This is a genomic window from Pseudoxanthomonas mexicana (genome assembly GCF_001556105.1).
Lineage (GTDB): Bacteria > Pseudomonadota > Gammaproteobacteria > Xanthomonadales > Xanthomonadaceae > Pseudoxanthomonas_A > Pseudoxanthomonas_A mexicana_A.
In genome coordinates this window covers 15,150-30,314 of sequence record NZ_LSIF01000068.1, presented here as the reverse complement: position 1 = coordinate 30,314, position 15,165 = coordinate 15,150, and the positions used below count along the sequence as shown (strand labels likewise).

At 67.1% G+C, this 15,165-nt stretch carries 16 protein-coding genes and 1 tRNA gene; 7 read left to right on the top strand and 10 right to left on the bottom strand.

The features are described 5' to 3' along the window. Positions 1-51: 51 nt before the first annotated feature. The 4 genes from pgmB to AX730_RS12600 form a co-directional block, all read right to left on the bottom strand. Positions 52-3,063, bottom strand: coding sequence for a beta-phosphoglucomutase (gene pgmB / locus AX730_RS12610; protein ID WP_232310251.1), 3,012 nt, complete (start codon positions 3,061-3,063; stop codon positions 52-54). Between the two features lie 87 nt (positions 3,064-3,150). Next, on the bottom strand, positions 3,151-3,297 hold the full coding sequence (locus AX730_RS18905) for a hypothetical protein (RefSeq protein WP_157074232.1): 147 nt from the start codon (positions 3,295-3,297) through the stop codon (positions 3,151-3,153). Between the two features lie 7 nt (positions 3,298-3,304). After that, entirely contained in the window at positions 3,305-4,339 is a 1,035-nt protein-coding gene (locus AX730_RS12605; protein WP_332307628.1) for a LacI family DNA-binding transcriptional regulator, read from the bottom strand. Between the two features lie 5 nt (positions 4,340-4,344). Then, on the bottom strand, positions 4,345-4,794 hold the full coding sequence (locus tag AX730_RS12600; RefSeq protein ID WP_062357029.1) for a DUF1801 domain-containing protein: 450 nt from the start codon (positions 4,792-4,794) through the stop codon (positions 4,345-4,347). 320 nt (positions 4,795-5,114) lie between these two features. Here AX730_RS12600 and AX730_RS12595 point away from each other — a divergent pair, with 320 nt between their 5' ends. Next, positions 5,115-5,750 (top strand): OmpW/AlkL family protein, encoded by a 636-nt coding sequence (locus tag AX730_RS12595; protein WP_062357026.1) that lies wholly within the window; start codon positions 5,115-5,117, stop codon positions 5,748-5,750. A gap of 69 nt (positions 5,751-5,819) precedes the next feature. Here the strand turns inward: AX730_RS12595 and AX730_RS12590 are convergent, their stop codons facing one another. Next, complete coding sequence (locus AX730_RS12590; RefSeq protein WP_062357023.1) at positions 5,820-6,377, bottom strand: hypothetical protein; 558 nt, start codon at positions 6,375-6,377, stop codon at positions 5,820-5,822. 30 nt (positions 6,378-6,407) lie between these two features. Continuing rightward, positions 6,408-7,292, bottom strand: coding sequence for a DMT family transporter (locus AX730_RS12585; RefSeq protein WP_062357020.1), 885 nt, complete (start codon positions 7,290-7,292; stop codon positions 6,408-6,410). Positions 7,293-7,368: 76 nt separating this feature from the next. On the opposite strand from AX730_RS12585, the gene AX730_RS12580 reads away from it, so the two are divergent. After that, on the top strand, positions 7,369-7,851 hold the full coding sequence (locus AX730_RS12580) for a YajQ family cyclic di-GMP-binding protein (protein WP_062357108.1): 483 nt from the start codon (positions 7,369-7,371) through the stop codon (positions 7,849-7,851). Between the two features lie 10 nt (positions 7,852-7,861). Next, positions 7,862-8,407 carry a DUF1415 domain-containing protein gene (locus AX730_RS12575; protein ID WP_062357110.1) on the top strand — a complete coding sequence of 182 codons (546 nt, stop codon included), beginning with the start codon at positions 7,862-7,864 and terminating at the stop codon, positions 8,405-8,407. A 67-nt stretch (positions 8,408-8,474) separates the two neighbouring features. On the opposite strand, the gene AX730_RS12570 is transcribed toward AX730_RS12575, so the two are convergent. The 4 genes from AX730_RS12570 to AX730_RS12555 form a co-directional block, all read right to left on the bottom strand. Continuing rightward, positions 8,475-8,966, bottom strand: a complete 492-nt coding sequence (locus AX730_RS12570) for an REP-associated tyrosine transposase (protein WP_407071491.1) — start codon at positions 8,964-8,966, stop codon at positions 8,475-8,477. 84 nt (positions 8,967-9,050) lie between these two features. Next, positions 9,051-9,752 carry an HAD family hydrolase gene (locus AX730_RS12565; protein WP_407071490.1) on the bottom strand — a complete coding sequence of 234 codons (702 nt, stop codon included), beginning with the start codon at positions 9,750-9,752 and terminating at the stop codon, positions 9,051-9,053. Continuing rightward, positions 9,749-10,456 (bottom strand): pseudouridine synthase, encoded by a 708-nt coding sequence (locus AX730_RS12560; protein WP_062357014.1) that lies wholly within the window; start codon positions 10,454-10,456, stop codon positions 9,749-9,751. Before AX730_RS12560 ends, AX730_RS12565 begins: the two co-directional genes overlap by 4 nt. Before the next feature lie 4 nt (positions 10,457-10,460). Beyond that, a complete protein-coding gene (locus AX730_RS12555; RefSeq protein WP_062357103.1) occupies positions 10,461-11,474 on the bottom strand; it encodes a class I SAM-dependent methyltransferase in 1,014 nt (337 codons plus the stop codon). A gap of 218 nt (positions 11,475-11,692) precedes the next feature. Here AX730_RS12555 and AX730_RS19485 point away from each other — a divergent pair, with 218 nt between their 5' ends. The 4 genes from AX730_RS19485 (at position 11,693) to AX730_RS12540 (ending at position 15,148) form a co-directional block, all read left to right on the top strand. After that, positions 11,693-11,815, top strand: a complete 123-nt coding sequence (locus AX730_RS19485) for a hypothetical protein (protein ID WP_269746998.1) — start codon at positions 11,693-11,695, stop codon at positions 11,813-11,815. Positions 11,816-12,312: 497 nt separating this feature from the next. Then, positions 12,313-12,378 (top strand) — tRNA-Asn (locus AX730_RS12550). A gap of 372 nt (positions 12,379-12,750) precedes the next feature. Further along, the gene (locus tag AX730_RS12545; RefSeq protein ID WP_062357011.1) at positions 12,751-13,869 is read left to right on the top strand and encodes a slipin family protein; all 1,119 of its coding nucleotides are present in this window, start codon (positions 12,751-12,753) and stop codon (positions 13,867-13,869) included. Between the two features lie 55 nt (positions 13,870-13,924). After that, positions 13,925-15,148, top strand: coding sequence for an RtcB family protein (locus AX730_RS12540; protein ID WP_062357008.1), 1,224 nt, complete (start codon positions 13,925-13,927; stop codon positions 15,146-15,148). The last annotated feature ends 17 nt before the right edge of the window (positions 15,149-15,165 follow it).

The window sequence follows — 15,165 nt, the reverse complement described above, 5'->3', positions numbered from 1 at the left end:
ATTGTTGTTGTAGTGACAGGCTGCCGCCGCGGCTTCTGTGGCCACGTGCGGTCAAGGCGAAACGAACGTCCTCAGGTCGAACTCGGCGATGCGGGGAATCACGGCGTCCGCGTGGCGCAGCGCGCGTGCGTCGCCGATGCCCACGGCCGCCATGCCGGCGGCATGGATGGCTTCGATGCCGGCGGCGGCGTCTTCCACGCCGATGCAGCGGTGCGCAGGCACACCGAGCGCGGCCGCGACATCCAGGAAGATGGCCGGGTCGGGCTTGGCACGCACGATGCGGCCGGCATCGGCGATGTAGTCGAAGCACTCGGCGATACCCAGCTTGTCGAGCAGCGCCGGCGCGTTGCGGCTGGCCGACGCCAGCCCCAGCTTCAGTCCGGCAGCGCGCGCGGCGTCCAGCACCTCGCGCACGCCGTCGAACAGGTCCTGCGGCCCGACGCTGGCGATCTCCTGCACGTAGTAGCCGTTCTTGGTGTCGGCCAGCGCACGCTTCTCTTCCAGCGAATAAACGCGCGAGGCGCGCTCGAGGATGATGTCCAGCGAGGCCATCCGGTCGACGCCCTTCAGTCGCTCGTTGACCTGCAGGTCGAACGGCACGCCGATCCCGTCGGCCAGGCGCTTCCACGCGCGGTAGTGCGTGTGCGCGGTGTCGGTCAGCACGCCGTCCAGGTCGAACACCAGCGCATCGCACGCACGCGGGAACGTCGCCTTCGGCGGCGCCGGTACGGCCAGCGGCAGCACGGCTTCGCGCTCCCGCGTCAGCATCACGTCGCTGCCGGCATGACGGAAGGTGAGCACGTCGCCCCCATCCAGCCGGTAGCGCACACCTCGCGCATCGACGTCCACCCGCAGCGCGCAGCCGCGCCAGCGCAGGTTGAAGCCATAGCCGTTCCACGCCGCCGGCAGCGTGGGCGCGAACTGCAGCCGACCCGCCGTCACGCGCAGCCCACCGAAGCCCTGCACCAGGCCCAGCCAGCTGCCCGCCATCGCGGCCATGTGCACGCCGTGGTCGGTGTTGCCATGCAGGTCGTCCATGTCCACGCGCAGGCTGGCGTCGAAATAGCGCCATGCCTTCTCTTCCTGGCCCACTTCGCTGGCGAGAATCCCGAACACCGGCGCCGACAGCGTCGAATCGTGGGTGGTGACCGCGTCGTAATAGTCGAAGTCGCGGCGCTTGCTGCCGGCGTCGATGCCGTCGCCCGCCAGCACCAGCGCCATCACCACGTCGGCCTGCTTGCAGACCTGGTGGCGGTATAGCGTGAGCGGGTGGTAGTCGAGCAGCAGCGGGCGGTGCGGGCCCTCGCGCTTCGGGAACGGCCAGCGCGGCTTGCCGAGGAAGTCGTCGTCCTGCGGATGGATGCCCAGCGCCTCGTCGACGGGCAGGTACATCGCATCGGCGGCGCGCTGCCACAGGGCGACCTCGGCGACATCCAGCCCGATGCGCGACGCGAGCGCCTGCAGTGCCCTCGGGCGCTCGCTCTGCAGGCGCGACCAGGCACCTGCGGCGCGGCGCAGGTGCTGCTGGGCCATGCGGTTGGTGTACCAGTTGTTGTTGACCAGCGTGGTGTATTCGTCGGGACCGGTCACTTCATGGATGCAGAACGCACCGCCGAGCCGCGGATTGAAATGCCCGGCCTGCGGCCAGATGCGCGCGGTCTCGAAAAGAATCTCGGCGCCAGCCTCGCTGAGGAAGTCGAGGTCATCGCTGGCGTCGAGATAAAGTCCGATCCCGTAGGCGATGGCGGCGTTGATGTGGTACGCCGCCGAGCCGCTGGGGTAGTGCGCGGAACACTCGCGGCCGGCGATGGTGCGCCACGGATACAGCGCGCCGCGGGGATGGTTCATCGCACGCGCGGTGTCGCGCGCGCCGTCCAGCGTGCGGTAGCGGTACATCAGCATCGCGCGGGCCACGTCCGGCGCAGTGAACGCCATCACCGGCAGCACGAACGCCTCGGTGTCCCAGAAGCAGTGGCCCTCGTAGCCCTCACCGGTGATGCCCTTGGCGGCGGTGCCGGTGATGCCGTCGCGACCGGCCGACTGCAGCAGGTGGAACAGGTTGAAGCGCAGCGCCAGCTCGGCCGCGGGATCGCCGTCCACCGACAGGCCCGCGCGTTGCCAGAAGGCCTGCATCGCATCGGCCTGTGCCGCGGCGATCGTGTCGAAGCCCGCCGACCGCGCGCGCGCGAGCACGGCATCCACGCCATCGGCGGCGTTGCCGTTGCCATCGTCATAGGCGACGAATTTCTCGATCGCCACCGATGCGCCGGGTGTCAGCGTGGCGACGAAACGCTGCTCGACGCGGCCTGCGCCGGCCGCCGCGCCTTCGAGGATGAGGCCCGGCGACAGCCGGTGCTGCTGGGCGCAGACCAGCGCCACGCCGCTGTGGTGGGTGCGCTGGGTCAGCCGCGCGCCGTCGGCATCGGCGTGTTCATCCGAGACCTGCAGGTCCTTGCCTCCGTGCACGCCGATGCGGGGATCGTCGCCCTGCTCGACCGCCTGGCGTCCCGTCTCGATCGACGAGACCAGCGTCAGCGGTCCCGCGTAGTCGACGGACGCCACCTCGAAGCGGATCGCCAACAGCGCGCGCTCGGCCAGCGGCACCACGCGGCGCGCGGTGATCTCGAGCGTATGTCCCTCCGGTGTCTTCAGGCGCAGGCGGCGGTCCAGCGCGCCGCCCGCGAGGTCCAGCGTGCGTTCGAAGTCGAGCCACTCGGCATCCGCCACCTGCAGCGGCTGCTCGCCCAGGCGCAGGCGGATGTGCTTGCCCTCCGCGACCGGCAGGCGCGTATCGGTGCTGCGGGTGAAGCCGGGGAAACGCTCGTGGTAGTGGATCGGGTTCTGCTCGAACACGCTGGACAGGAACGTGCCGTCGCTGGCGCTGTCGCCTTCCTCCAGCGCGCCGCGCACGCCGAGCGTGCCGTTGGCCAGCGCGAACAGGGTTTCGTTGCGCGCGGCCCGCGCGGCATCGACACCCCGCTGCGTGAGTCGCCACGGATCGGTCCGGCCTTCGCTGGCCTGGCCTTCCGTCATCGCCACCGCCTGTTGTTGGTCCACCGACATCCCGACTCCCGTTGCGCTGACCGCCACGGCAGGTGCCATGGCGGGGCGACGCTAGGAGTCATTGTTATCGATGTCAAGTTATCGATATCAAATCATCATGGCAGTGAACGGCGTGGCGCCCGCATCCTGTCCGCTCTGGCAATTTATGCTCTTACAATCAATCAGTTGCGAGATTTTCTGGCCGACGGTGCCGGCACGGATGTCCACCGGATGGACGCTGCAATGCAGCAGCATCTCGCGCTCAGGTGGCGCGGACCACCAGATGGGTCGGCAGGGTCTCGGACGCGGCCGTCTCGCCCTCGATCAGGGCGCGGACCTTGCGCGCCAGCAGCACGCCGGCGTCGATGAAATTCTGGTGCACCGAGGTCAGCGGCGGCACGTAGGTGGCCCCCAGCGGGGTGTCGTCGTAGCCGATCACGGATACATCCTCGGGCACACGGCGACCGCGCTCGATCAGCGCGCGGATGGCGCCGATGGCCAGCAGATCGCTGGCGGCGAACAGGGCATCGACCTGCGGATTCGCTTCCAGCAGCGCGTGCACGGCTTCCGCGCCGGCGCCCACGGTGAAGCTGGCCACGGTGGGCGTCAGCGGCGCAATGCCGTGGCGAGTCAATGCGGCAGCAAAGCCCTCCAGCCGCTCGGCGAATTCGCCGTGCGCAGGATCGCCGAGAAACGCGGGGCGCCGCCGGCCGAGCGCGATGAAGCGCTCCGCCGCCAGCGCGCCGCCACGCCGGTTGTCGCTGCCGACGACGACCTGCGACTCATGCCGGCTGACCGCGCCCCAGACGACCATCGGCCGACCCCAGCGCTGCACTTCGTGCATGGCATCCTCGTGTGCGCCCTGGCCGAGGAGGATGACGCCATCGGCGGCCTGCACATTCGGCAGCGATCCGCCCTGCAGCGAGGTCAGCAGCACGCTATAGCCGGTGGAGGTGAGTTCCTGGGTGATGCCGCCCAGCAGGTCGAGGGGATACGGCCCCGACATCTGCCGCTCCACGGTGGGCTTCATCTCGACCACCACGGCCACCGTCATGCTGCGACGGAGCTTGAGGTTGCGGGCACTGACGTTGAATGCATAGCCGTACTGCTGCGCCACCTGCCGCACGCGCTCGCGCGTTTCGGCATTGACCAGCGGACTGTCGCGCAGCGCGCGAGACACGGTGATCGCCGAGACGCCCACCACTTTCGCCAGGTCCGCCATCGTCAGGTGGCCACCTGGCGCGGGCAGGTCCTTCACGGCGCGCTTGGAACGCGGCTTGCGTTTGGCGGGAGGCATGCGTGTCAGGTCCGTGCGCGGCTGGCTTCGTAGTGTGCGATATGCGCGTCCACCGGCGTCGACGCGATCACGCCACCGATCACCTCCGGCAACAGGTCGTCCAGCGCCTTGAAGCGCAGGCAGCTCTTGCCCATGTCCAGCTTCTTTCCCGCATCTGCGTAGGCGTTGCGCAGCACCACGTCCTGGGCCGAATGCTCATGGCACGTCGTCAGGTAAAGGGCGTAGTACTGCTTCTGTGCCGCCAGCGCGACATAAGCCAGCGGCTGCTTGTTGTAGGTGGTCGGATAGCGCGACAGCGGGATCTCCCAGCTGACCATGCCCCAGCTCATCGCCTCGACGTAGCCCTCCGGCATGTGCCGATTGACCAGATCGCGCACCACCGACACCACGGCACGGCGCTCCTCCGGCAGTTCCGCCAGATACTCGTCGACCGTCTTCGCGTTGCTGCTGGCCATCGCGTGCCCCTCGTGTGGCGGAACAGTAGCGCAAACGGATAAGGCGCGTCAGCAGACGCTGTTTCCAGCGCAGGCCATTGCCGGACGGAACATGGGCGAGGCGACTCCGGTCTTCATGCGTCCATTCCAGTCAGCGACATGCACGCACGGTGAAATGCGGACGAATCCGCCGCGTCGAATCCGCGGATTCGTGATTCGTTCACGTCGCGACGTGGGAGACGTTCATGCGTCGCTGGTTACGGTGCGCTCGCCCTCGATGATGGCGCGGCATATGCGGCATCTCATCGAAGGGCCATAAGAAAACAACAGGAGACTCCTGCATGACTTCGCTTCGTACCCTCACTATTGCCCTTGCTTCGCTGATCGCTGTTCCTGCCGCCTTTGCGCAGGATGCAACCGATACAGCGTCTTCCTCCACCGCCGGCAAGCGCTTTGCCGTCGTCGGTGGCGCCGCCATCCTCAAGCCCGACAGCGAGCCCGCAGCCGGCCTGAAGATCGACGGCGACGTTGCGCCCGTCATCAGCGCCAGCTGGTATGCCACCGACAACATCGCCATCGAACTGTGGGGCGCCGCCGACAAGTTCAACCATCGCGTGAAGGCGGATGGCCCCGGCAAGATTGGCACCGTCGATCAGCAGCCGATCGCGTTGAGCGGCCAGTACCACTTCGGTGCGCCCGACAGGGTGATGCGCCCGTTCGTGGGCCTGGGCTACTACGAGTCCAACTTCAGCAACGAAACCATCGGCGTCGACGGCGCGCACGTGGGCCTGGAAACCGCCAAGGGCGCCATGGCCACGGCGGGCATGGACTTCAACATCAACCAGACCTGGTTTGCCCGTGCCGATGCGCGCTACATGAAGGGCGACGCCAACGTGCGCGTGGCCGGCCAGGGCACGGGTGAAGAACTGACGATCGACCCGTGGGTCGTGGGTGTGGGTATCGGCGCGCGCTTCTGATCCAGTGCTCCAACGCGTCGATACGGCGGCGGGCCTTCGGGTCCGCCGCCTTTTGCCGGAATCGTGGCGCTACCGTGCGCCGTAGCCGCGCAACCGCTGCAGGCGCGTCACGCGCCACTTCACGCCCCAGGCATAGACCAGGTAATAACCGAGCAGCAAGCCGGCGACCGCCAGCAGGCTGCCATGGCCACTGAGCAACGCATGTGTCGGCATCGCATGGCCGGCCTGCCAGTAATGCGCCAACTGCACGAAACCCAGCACGATGCGCGCGGCGACAATGGCGACCATCAACAACGCGAGCCATGCATTCGGTTGGTAGAACACGCCTTGCGGCGCCACCTCCCAGCGCGTCAGCCACAGGCCCAGTAGTCCGAGCAGGGCGCCGGCAGCCAGTCCCGCACCCGCGCCCAGCAGGCTGTCCGGCCACCAGAACAATCCGATTGCGCTCATCGCGAGGAAGATCGCGACCGACGCCATCAGGCTCCATGCGTTGAACGCGAGCAGCCAGCCGCGAGCCATGCGTCGTGAACGACCGTAGCGATAGCGTTGCCACAGCGAGATCGGCAGCAGCACCACCCACAAGGCGAGCAACAGGAAGACGAACAGCAGGACGAGGACGATGGGCATGCCTGCATCATGCCGCAAAACAGCACGGCGTCAGGGGTGTTCCGCTTCCACATGCACCGGCTCTCGGCGCAGCAGGTACACGCCACTGGCGACGATGATGCCGGCGCCGATCCAGGTGACGCCATCGGGCAGTACCGACCACAACGCCACGTCGAGCAGCACGCCCCACAGCAGCGCGGTGTACTCCAGTGGCGCGATCAGCGACGCCTCGCCTCGGCGGAAGGCTGCGGTCAACGCCACCTGCGCCAGCGAACCCGATACGCCGATGCCGGCGATGATCCAGCCATGCGCGGGTAGCAGCGGCTTCCACGCCGGCAGGGCCAGCAGCCAGGCACCCAGCGAGAGCAGCACCACGAACCAGAACACCATCGCCTGCGTGCTGTCGCGCTGCGCCAGCATGCGCACGGTGACCGCACCCAGCGCGTAACAGACCGCTGCCATCAGGATCGCCAGACCGCCGCCGGTCAACACGCCGTCGCCGGTCGGCCGCAGGATCACCAGCACGCCGACCAGGCCGATGCCGATGGCGGCCCACCGTCCGGCGCCCACCTTTTCCTTCAGCAAGGGTCCGGCCATCGCGGTCACCAGCAAGGGCGCCACGAAGGTGATGGCGTAGGCGGTGGACAGCGGCATCGTGCGCAGGCCGTAGACGAAGCCCACCATCATCACCACGCCCAGCGCGCCGCGCAGCAGATGCAGCGGCCAGTGCACGCGCAGCAGCGAACGGACCGGCACGGTCGCCAGCACCCAGACCGTGACCAGCGGCAGCGACGACAGGCCGCGTAGCGCCGCCACCTGCAGCGGCGGATAGTGCGGCGCCAGCAGTTTCAGGCCCGCATCCATCACGGCGAACAGCAGCACGGCGGCCAGCATCAGCAGGACGGCGGAGGGGAGCGAGGGGCGTGGCGTGGCCATGGCCCATTATCACCAGCCGGGGTTCGGCAGCGAAGACGGCACGGTAGAATGGTGGCGTATCAACCGGATGAATCCCATGCCCTCCTTCGACGTCGTTTCCGAAGTCAACGCCCACGAACTCACCAATGCCGTGGACCAGGCCAACCGCGAGCTGTCCACCCGCTTCGACTTCAAGGGCGTGGAGGCGAAGTTCGAGCTGGAGGACAAGCTGATCACCCAGTCCGCACCGAGCGATTTCCAGCTCAAGCAGATGACCGACATCCTGCGCGCGCGCCTGATCGCCCGCCAGATCGATGCCCGCTGCCTGGAGTTCGGCGACGTGGACACCAACCTCGCCGGTGCGCGCCAGAAGATCACCGTCAAGCAGGGGATCGAACAGAAGCTGGCGAAGAAGATCGTCGCCACCATCAAGGACGCCAAACTGAAGGTGGAAGCGCAGATCAACGGCGAGAAGCTGCGCGTGACCGGCAAGAAGCGCGACGACCTGCAGGACGCCATCGCCCTGCTGAAGAAGACCGAGTTCGAGCTGCCGCTGCAGTTCGACAACTTCCGTGACTGACGCATCCACCATTTCTGGCCACGCGCCCGATCCGCTCGACGCCACCCGCCGCTGGGTGGAACGCGCGGTGATAGGCCTGAACCTATGCCCGTTCGCCAAGGCGGTGTACGTGAAGCAGCAGGTACGCCTGGTGCTGAGCGATGCCAGCACGCCGGAGGCGTTGCTCGAGGAACTGGCAGAGGAACTGGTGCTGCTGCGCGACACCGATTCCGAGCAGGTCGACACCACGCTGATCGTGCACCCGCACGTACTGACGGATTTCCTGGACTACAACGACTTCCTCGACAACGCCGACGCGGCGGTCGAGGCGCTGGACCTGCAGGGCGAGATCCAGGTCGCCAGCTTCCATCCGGACTACCAGTTCGCCGGCACCGCGCCCGACGACATCAGCAACTACACCAACCGCTCGCCCTACCCCACCCTGCACCTGCTGCGCGAAGCCAGCATCGACCGCGCGGTGGACGCCTTCCCGGATCCCGAGGTGATCGTCGAGCGCAACGTGAAGACGCTGGACGCGTTGGGACATGCGGGCTGGGCGAAGCTGTTCGCGGAGTAGCAGCGCCACGCGCTTTTCTGTAGGAGCGACGTAAGTCGCGACCGCACGCCTTCCACTCCCGGGGGCCCTACCCAAGGTCCGCATTCCCAAGCCACACCGCGTCCCAGTACGGATACTTTCCGACCGCATCGACCAATCCTGCACGTAGCGGATTGGCGACCACGTAGCGCGCCGCGACCTTGAGATCGTCGCAAGACCGCATCGCGCGGTCGTGGAAGCCGGGTGCCCATACGCTGCCATGCCGCCGCTCTGCTCGGAAAGCGCGGGATGTGTTGGCTTTCAACCGTTGCACGCAGACGGAAAGGGTTTCCAGAGCGCCCAGTTCAATCAAGCCGTGCCAATGGTCCGGCATCAATACCCAGGCCAGCAGCCGTGACCGATACCAGAGGCGCCTGTCCGTGATCGCTCTCGCAGTCTCGTGAGCCATGGCCGGATCGCGAAACAGCGGCCTGCGATTGCGCGTGACGAAAGTAACCAGGTACACCTGCCCCATGGTCGAGACGCGTCCACGCCGGAGTGCTTCATGCCCTGAGATCCGTTGGCATGGTGAATCTTTCATGCCCTGAAGCTTGCGGAGGCGATGGGCATCGAGACATCAGGAGAGGACTGACGTCCGTGTGGGTGTTTGCCGTGCGGTCGCGACTTACGTCGCTCCTACAGGAGAGGTGTTGGCCGCCAGCCGCTGCTCCAGCAGCCGCCGCGCATCGTCCAGCGACGGCAGGATGGTATGGCCGAGCGCACGCACGGCGTCATCCGGCTCCAGCAGGTCGGGAATCTGGACCGGGTACATGCCGGCCGCCAGCGCAGCGCGCACGCCCGTGGGTGAATCCTCCAGCACCAGGCACTGCGCAGGGTCGACGCCCAGCGAGCGTGCCGCCAGCAGGTAGATGTCAGGTGCCGGCTTGGGATGTTCGACGTCGCTGCTGGTGCAGATGGCGTCGAACCTCGGCAGCAGGCCTGACGCCTCCAGCTTGCGCAGCGCCAGCGGACGCCGGGTGGAGGTGGCAACCGCACGCGGAATGCCGCGGTCGTCGAGGAAATCGAGCATCGCGATGATGCCGGGACGGTGCGGTACGCCTGCTGCGACGACGGCGTCGTACAGCACATGCGAGCGCTGCAGGACGCGGTCGCGCTCGACCTCGCCGATCGCTTCGTCCAACAGGTGGCGGCATACCGCTTCGCTGTGGCCGACCATCGACAGCCACAGCACCTCGGGCAGGTCGTGGCCGGACTCGCGTGCCGCCTCGGCCAGGCAGGCGATGATGGCGCGCTCGCTGTCCAGCATCAGGCCATCCATGTCGAAGATCACCGCCGCAGGTGTGAACGGCAGCGGCGGCGTCATCATTCGCCGGCTCCGAACAACCGGCGCAGGTCGTCTTCATCGAGGATCCGCCACCGCCCTTCCGGCAATCCGTCCAGCGTGAGGCCGCCGACGCGGCTGCGATGCAACGCCTCCACATGATTGCCGACGGCGGCGAACATGCGGCGCACCTGATGGTAACGGCCTTCGGTGAGCGTGACCTGTGCATGGCGCGGATCGGTCACGTGCAGGCCCGCTGGCGCCAACGGTGTCTGCTCCGATTCCAGCATCAGGGTGCCGCTGGCGAACAGTGCTCCTTCGTCGCCGCGCAGGTCCTGCGCCAGCGTCACGTCGTAGACCTTGGGCAGGTTCGCCTTGGGCGAAATGATCCGGTGCAGCAGTCCGCCGTCGTCGGTGAGCAGCAGCAGGCCGCTCGTCTCGCGATCCAGTCGACCCACGGTGGACAGCACCGGCGAGCGATCACGGAAACGCGAGGGAAACAGGTCGTAGACGATGCGGCCCGTGTCCTTGGTCGAACACGTGTAGCCGACCGGCTTGTGCAGCATGATCGCCAGCCCGGGCGCCGGATCCAGCGGCTCCCCATCCACGCGGATGTTGTCGTGGTCGACCGGATCATCGGCATACAGCACCTCGCCGTCGGCATCGGTGATGCGCCCCTCGCGGAACATCCACTGCACCTGCTTGCGGCTGCCGTAGCCCAGGTTGGCGATGTGCTTGACGATCTTCATGCGCTTATCGCCTCGCCTTCGTTGCAGCGATCACCTTGAAACCGTCGCGCTCGCCTGCGACGCACACGTCGCCGAACCGCTCGTTCAAGGTCTGCTCGTACGGCAGGTGGCGGTTGGCCACCAGCCACAGCCGGCCACCCGGCTTCAGCGCCGCAGCGGCCGCGGTGATGAAGCGCTGGCCGATGTCGGGACGATCCGCGCGACTCTGCGTGTGGAACGGCGGATTACTGACGATGAAGTCGTAGCGTTCCGGCAGGCCAGCCGTGACGTCGTGCCAGCGGAAATCGAGGCGCGCAGACGATGCGGCGCCGCCCAGATTCTCCTTCGCCAACGCAAGCGCGCGTGCTTCGGCCTCGTAGAGATCCAGCGCTGTGATGCCGGGGCATCGCTCGAGCAGCGACAGCGACAGGAAGCCCCACCCTGCACCCAAGTCCGCGCCGTGACCGGCGATATCGGTCGGCAGGCATTCGACCAGCAGCGCGGACGCCGGGTCGATACGGTTCCAGGCGAACACGCCGGGGCGGCTGAGATAGCGTCCGCCTTCGATCCGGCGCGGCGCGTCCAGCGACGACCACTGCGCCAGCAAGGCGCTGTCGACGGTCTCGCCGAGCGGCCGCGTCCAGAACGTGCGGCAATGGAACTTGGTCAAGCTGCCCGCGATACCCGTGAGCTGCTTCAGATCCGCCTCGCCCGACTTCGCCCCTTCATTGTTGGTCATCGCCGCGACGACGATCCCACCCGGCGCGACAAGCTGCACCGCACGTGCGAGCAGCGCGCGCGCTTCCTCGCGCTGGCGCGGCGGCAGGACGAGAACGAGCGGATAGCGTGCATCGTCGGCGGCCGCATCGGCCACCACGCGCAACCCCGCACGCTCCAGCAGTTCGGCATCGGGACGGAAACTCTGTTCGCACACCAGCTGCGCCAGCGGGAACTGTCGCAACGCGGCGCCGTCGCGCGCGCGCAGGAACAGCACCGGTCCGTCAGGCCAGGCGAGTTGGCCCTGCGCGAAGGGCAGCATCAGCGCATCGAGCGCGGGATCGGAAAATTTGGAGGCCACGGTGCGAGGCGCAAGGGAGGAGGTGCGTCATTCTAGCGGCAGCCACTGGTGCTTCCTTCGGGTGCCGCCGGTCGGCCATCGAAAATAAAACTAAAAAAGTGTTGCGCTTCGCAAACAAGCGGCGTATTGTCCGCGCCCGTCGGCCTCGTGGCCGTTTTTTCACCAGACGAATTTTTCTCATGAAGCCCGCCTATTTCCTCGACAGCACGCTCGTCCTGCAGCCATCACGCTGCGGCATAGCGCTGAGCGCGAACGGCGGCGATCTGCGCGATAGCGAGAGCGCACGGCGCCTGGCCTTCTGACATCCGACTGACTCCCAGGGAGATCGGTCACCCCGATCTCCCGAGGAATGCGAACGCCCTCGGGTCGCAAGTCCCGGGGGCGTTTTGTTTCCAGCGTTCGCGGAGGATGCGCATGCATCGACCAGGTTCCCTCCATTCCACCACGGAAGTTTCTTTCCGCCCTGGAGCATCCGGGTAGCGCATGCGTGCGCCCCGAGGCAGGGGCGCGGCTGCGACCGGCGCATGTGCGCTGCGTTGTGATGCTTCGACGCGAGCGGCGCGGGGAATGGACACCACAGGGGCGTATTGCGCCCGAACGGATTGCCGGTTGGCGACAGCCGGCAATGCGGAGCATCGATCGAACACGCTACAGCGGTACGGGCTTGTGTCCCGTCCGGTGCGCGCGGCGCTGCCGTGGCGTATGCCGAAGCGTGGGAGAAGGTGTTCCTCAACGACGGCCTACTGGCATGGCACCCGCGAAAGCGGGTGGACCGGTTCGATTCCGGTACGTCACCTCTGGATAGCTCAGACGGTTAGAGCATCGGACTGTTAATCCGACTGTCGCGGGTTCGACTCCCGCTCCAACGCCCGTAAGGGCACATGACCTGTCACGTCATGACACCGGGACGAAAGTCCCACCAGGAAACGCCCCGTGCTGTGCGATGTCTTTCCGCGATGGAATGCAGGAAAGCAGCGCACCGCAGCGGGGACGGTGCCGGCACCGCGCCCTCGACGCGGAGGCACGCTGCGCTCGACGCGATCTTCGGATGGCGCCGTCGCAACGACACTTCCGCCGGTAGCGCCGGCTGTCCGCACCGCCTCCGTCCAAGGGCGTTTCCGCCTTCTTTCGTCGGCCGCATGTCGTGGCTGGCATCCGATCGTCGCGGGACTCGATCCACCGCGGCAATGTAGATAAACCGGATCTAACCACCAGAGCCAACAAGGAGAACAACGCCATGTTCTGGACCAAGAGGGTCGTGATCGGTGACGGCGAGCACGGCCTGGTGTATCGCAACCGTCGGTTCGAGCGCGTGCTCGCACCCGGCGTGTACCGCTGGTTCGACCCGATGGGTCGGATCGAGGTGCGCACCTTCAACATCGCCACGCCGGAATACGCCGGCCACGACGTCGACGCACTGATCGTCGGCCTGGGCAACCGCCTGGGCGAGACGTTCGTGCACGCCGATATGGGGGTGGACCAGGTCGGCCTGGTGCTGAAGAACAGCAAGCTGGAAGACGTGTTGCCGCCCGGCTCGCGGCGCCTGTACTGGATCGGCCTGGTGACGGTCGAGGTGCAGGCGGTGACGCTGGCGTCGCTGGAGGTGGACGCGGCCGTCGCGCGGCGCCTGCGTCAGCTGGGCACGCTGTCGAAGCTGGCGGTGGTAGCCGACGTCCCGGCGGAGTCCGCAGGACTGGTGTTCGTCGACGGCAAGCTCGAGCGCACGCTCGCACCCGGCGCCTACGCCTTCTGGAACTTCCAGAAGAACGTGGCGGTGGATGTGGTCGACCTGCGCGTGCAGACGATCGAAGTATCGGGTCAGGAGCTGTTGACCCGCGACAAGGTCAGCCTGCGCGTGAACCTGGCCGCGAGCACCCGCGTCACCGACGTGGTGGCGGCGCGCACCAAGGTCGCCAAGGTCGGCGACGTCGTCTACCGCGAACTGCAGTACGGCCTGCGCAAGGCGGTGTCCGCCAAGACGCTGGACGAACTGCTCGGCGACAAGGCCTCGCTGGACGCCGACATCTTCGCGCACGTGCGTGGCCAGTTGACCGGCCTGGGCGTGGAAGTGCTGGGCGTAGGCGTGAAGGACGTGATCCTGCCGGGCGAAATGAAGGAGATCCTCAATGCGGTGGTGCAGGCGGAGAAGCAGGCGCAAGCCCAGGTGATCCGCCGTCGCGAGGAGGCGAACGCCACGCGTTCCCTGCTCAACACCGCGAAGCTGATCGACGAATCCCCGGTGCTGATGCGCCTGAAGGAGCTCGAGGCGCTGGAGAAGGTCACCGAGAAGATCGACAAGCTCACCGTGTTCGGCGGCCTGGATGGCGTGCTGAAGCAACTGGTGACGTTGAAGTAGTACGGCCGGGCGCGGTGGACGGAACCGCAGCACCCGGCTTCAATGGAATGACGACATGAACATGCAAACACAATTCGAACTGCTGCACGCCGAAGGCAGCACCACGCCGATCAAGGGCTGGGTGCGCGGCGTGCCGCTGGAGTCACAGGCGCACGAACAGCTGCAGAACATCGCCTCCATCCCGTTCGTCGGGCCGTGGGTCGCGGTGATGCCCGACGTGCACCTGGGCAAGGGCGCGACGGTGGGCTCGATCATCCCGACCCGCGGCGCCATCATCCCGGCGGCGGTCGGCGTGGACATCGGCTGCGGCATGGCCGCGGTGCGCACCACGCTGCGCGCGAAGGACCTGCCCGACAGCCTGGCGCAACTGCGCTCGAGCATCGAGCGCAGCGTGCCGGTCGGCAACGGCCGTGGTGGCGAGCACTGGAAGCTGCCCGACAGCATCCGCACGCGCATCACGCAGTCCGGGCTGGTCGAGCGGTTGGACGCGATCAAGCAGAAGCATCGCAGGATCCGTACCGACAAGCTCGACTGCCAGATCGGCACGCTCGGCGGCGGCAACCACTTCATCGAGCTCTGTCTCGACGAAAGCGATGCCGTCTGGGTGATGCTGCACAGCGGCTCGCGCGGCACCGGCAACCTGATCGGCACCTACTTCATCGAGCGGGCGCGCGAGCAGCTGGCGCACCGCGTGCTGGGGTTCCACCTGCCGGACAAGGACCTGGCCTTCTTCATGCAGGGCGAGCCGTTGTTCGACGATTACGTGGAAGCCGTGTCGTGGGCACAGGACTACGCCCGCGAGAACCGCGAGGCGATGATGTCGCGCGTGCTGGCCGAGATGCGCCACCGTCTGCCGAAGTTCCAGTTGGAGAAGATGGCGGTCAACTGCCATCACAACTACGTGCAGAAGGAGACGCACGGCGGCGAGGACCTGCTGGTCACCCGCAAGGGTGCGGTGAGCGCGCGTGCCGGCGAGCTGGGGATCATTCCCGGCAGCATGGGCGCGAAGAGCTTCATCGTGCGCGGCAAGGGCAACGCGGACAGCTTCCACAGCTGCAGCCACGGTGCGGGCCGCGTGATGAGCCGTACCGCGGCGCGCCAGCAGATCACGCTGTCGCAACACCGCGAGGCGACGGCGCACGTCGAATGCCGCAAGGACGCCGGCGTGATCGACGAATCGCCAGCGGCGTACAAGGACATCGACGCCGTGATGTCCGCGCAGAGCGACCTGGTGGAAGTGGTGCACACGTTGCGCCAGGTGGTCTGCATCAAGGGGTGAGCTTCGGCTCGCCCCTT